General features: G+C 37.1%; 5 protein-coding genes. 4 read left to right on the plus strand and 1 reads right to left on the minus strand.

What is annotated here, in order from left to right:
* Positions 1 to 44: 44 nt before the first annotated feature.
* From I3255_RS13695 to I3255_RS13710, 4 genes are all read left to right on the plus strand, one after another.
* Complete coding sequence (locus I3255_RS13695) at positions 45 to 347, plus strand: hypothetical protein (protein WP_238039301.1); 303 nt, start codon at positions 45 to 47, stop codon at positions 345 to 347.
* Positions 340 to 630: a hypothetical protein gene (locus I3255_RS13700; protein ID WP_238039302.1), complete on the plus strand. Its 291-nt coding sequence runs from the start codon at positions 340 to 342 to the stop codon at positions 628 to 630. Before I3255_RS13695 ends, I3255_RS13700 begins: the two co-directional genes overlap by 8 nt.
* Positions 623 to 835, plus strand: coding sequence for a hypothetical protein (locus I3255_RS13705; RefSeq protein WP_238039303.1), 213 nt, complete (start codon positions 623 to 625; stop codon positions 833 to 835). Before I3255_RS13700 ends, I3255_RS13705 begins: the two co-directional genes overlap by 8 nt.
* A 260-nt stretch (positions 836 to 1095) precedes the next feature.
* Positions 1096 to 1917 (plus strand): hypothetical protein, encoded by an 822-nt coding sequence (locus I3255_RS13710; RefSeq protein ID WP_106141389.1) that lies wholly within the window; start codon positions 1096 to 1098, stop codon positions 1915 to 1917.
* On the opposite strand, the gene I3255_RS13715 is transcribed toward I3255_RS13710, so the two are convergent.
* Complete coding sequence (locus I3255_RS13715) at positions 1901 to 2257, minus strand: hypothetical protein (RefSeq protein ID WP_238039304.1); 357 nt, start codon at positions 2255 to 2257, stop codon at positions 1901 to 1903. The two genes, I3255_RS13710 and I3255_RS13715, sit on opposite strands and share 17 nt — an antisense overlap.
* Positions 2258 to 2516 lie beyond the last annotated feature (259 nt).

Genomic DNA, 2516 nt, shown 5'->3' on the forward strand with positions numbered 1-2516 from the left:
ATAAATAAAAGAACTAACGGTTAAAAATAACGGGATAACGGAACATGGCATTATTCAACTCACAAACAGCAGCCGAAGCTGGTCGAAAGTCTAGAAGAACATCGGCAAAGAAGTTAGTCATTGATTCATCACTTGACGAAGAACAACTAACTAAGAACGCATTAAACGTTGATTACGGTGCAGTAACACAAAGACAAGTGCTGTTGATGTTGATTCAGCATCACCTTAAACAGCAAGACAGATTTATAAAGCAGTCTATCGACGAAGAAGACCTAGTCAGTGCAGCTTACTTGAAGACTCTATCAAGAATAGAACTTGAAGAACTGATGGAGTCGCAAAATGCTTAAACCAATCAAGAAAGAACTGAAAGACACCAAATCAAGCCATTGTGAAATAACTTACGTTGAGCTTCTACGTGAAGTTGGTTCATTGGATGAGCACCGCAGAGCTTTACTTCTAGATCAAGACTTTCAGCAATCGGCAGAAGCAAGACTTGATGGTATTAGAGAGCAAATGCGCCAACATGAACAATCTCGATTGGTATCACAAGAAGAAGCATTAATAGAGAAATCAGAAAAAGAGCGTAAACGTCGAGAGCAAATAGAGCAGTTAGGGGGCTTGAATGAATAAGTTACTAGCTGGACTTGTAATCATGATAATGCCACTGGCAATTTCAAATATCTCGTTTTCAACTAACTATGGTGAATTGAACTCGACCTTGGATACTTTGGTTGTACAACAAGGTTTGATGATCGAGAGAACGGATGTCTTTTTGAAAGATATAGACTCAATAAAGCAAACGACGAAGAAAACGGTGAACGAATTGAGTCACTAGAAAAGTTACTTGTCAATTGATTCACTGGTTAGTTTGGACTGAATCTGTCCCTCTTTTTAACTCAAAGCTTGCTCTGTTCAGACAGAAGGCTACAACTCATAAATGACTTCAAAAAAATTAACCACCACTTTTAGACTAAAGTCCTCTTGTATGTCGTTGCTTCGAAGAACATTAAGCACGCAGTAGCATTTGCATTACTGTGTTTACATACAGTGAATGCGTTGGTACTGTATATTAAATCAATTGAATTAGGTGATACTATGTCAGAAAGTAACAATGACACTAACAGTAACAATGAAAGCAGTGGTGCTGCTTCAAAGAAACGAGATTACACTTTTCTTCAAAACTTAGTGCTTTTGTGTTTAGGTTCGTTGATTTTTGCTGGGATTATAGAAGCTTACAAGAGCGATTTAACTACTGATAAGAGTTTGGTAAAAGAATACTATCGCCCGCTTCGTGATACTGTTTCTACATGTCTACCATTGCAAAATCAACTATTTCTGAAGCATGGTGAGTTAGCTGGTAATTACCAGCTCATTTTTGATGAAATTAATCATATGTTCGCTAAACCAGAAATAACAAACAGTGCAAATTATCAGATTTATCCTATGTCCGTTATGAAAGCTCACTCATCAGTCAAGTTAGAGATACAGCAACTGATTGAAAAAGTATCAAAGTGTCGAATTGATGTTTATCAAAAATACGAGGAACTCGCCTTAGCAACAGGTACTTACAGACAATATAAAAAGTTATCTGAAGCTCATTTCAAAATCCTTAATGAAGGGCATAAAGCGAGAGAGGCTGCGATTCCACTAGAAATCAAAGAGATGGATCCTAACGTCTTAGTGCAATTGATGAGAGATCTGGCTACATTAGACCTATCAACCGATGTAGCTAAGGCTTCATTTAAAAGCCAAATGGATTTAATAGCACCACCTGTTATTGCGTATGAGATGACAAAAATGGATTCTGAACAATTAGCATTTAAAGAAAATCAACGATTTCATAATGAAGTGACATCTATCTTCTTAAATGAAATTAGCGCACGTAACTCGCCTAGTTTACTCAGCCGTATATTCTAGCGATGGTCATCTGCCTTGTTTGTATCGCAAGGACTTTAAGCTGCTTAGATTGATTGGCTTGGTCATTGGTGTCATTAATGACTCTTTTCGCGAGTTGTTGCAGTTCTTCAAATGAAGCAACAAGAGTCGTAGTGTATGAGTTGATCTGACGACTTAACTTAGTTGCTTCACTTGGCTCAAACAAGCTTGATAAAGCGCGTTCGAGTAGTCGTTTTAGTCTTTTGTTGAGTACTTTGCCTGTTTTAGCTGTGTTCTTTCTCAACCATTTTCGAGCCGAGTCGATAGCACGAGACTCAGCAAAGAATTCGTCGAATGTTAGGGTGGTTGGTGTTGGTTTCATTTAAATATCTCCCGTTTTGAAGATATTTATGAGAGTTCATACTAATGCCCGATATCACATCTACTATTAAAATTTATTTTCAACCTGACAATAATTCATGATTAGTATGAATTAACACCTTGTAGATAAATGTTTACATAGTTTATATTATTAGGCAGAGTAATTAGTAATATCGACCCTGTAAATAATTCTGTGTAACTGTCGAGGTTACATGTACTCAGAGAGTCGGTCTTCGAACATAATCATAAAGCGGTTTAGA

Origin of the sequence: Psychrobacter sp. Ps6, assembly GCF_022129235.1 — a bacterium.
Lineage (GTDB): Bacteria > Pseudomonadota > Gammaproteobacteria > Pseudomonadales > Moraxellaceae > Psychrobacter.

What these genes read in the sequence shown, in the direction of transcription:
- I3255_RS13715 (WP_238039304.1), bottom strand. Translation starts at nt 2,257, where the DNA reads ATGAAACCAACACCAACCACCCTAACATTCGACGAATTCTTTGCTGAG.
- I3255_RS13700 (WP_238039302.1), top strand. Translation starts at nt 340, where the DNA reads ATGCTTAAACCAATCAAGAAAGAACTGAAAGACACCAAATCAAGCCAT.
- I3255_RS13695 (WP_238039301.1), top strand. Translation starts at nt 45, where the DNA reads ATGGCATTATTCAACTCACAAACAGCAGCCGAAGCTGGTCGAAAGTCT.
- I3255_RS13710 (WP_106141389.1), top strand. Translation starts at nt 1,096, where the DNA reads ATGTCAGAAAGTAACAATGACACTAACAGTAACAATGAAAGCAGTGGT.
- I3255_RS13705 (WP_238039303.1), top strand. Translation starts at nt 623, where the DNA reads ATGAATAAGTTACTAGCTGGACTTGTAATCATGATAATGCCACTGGCA.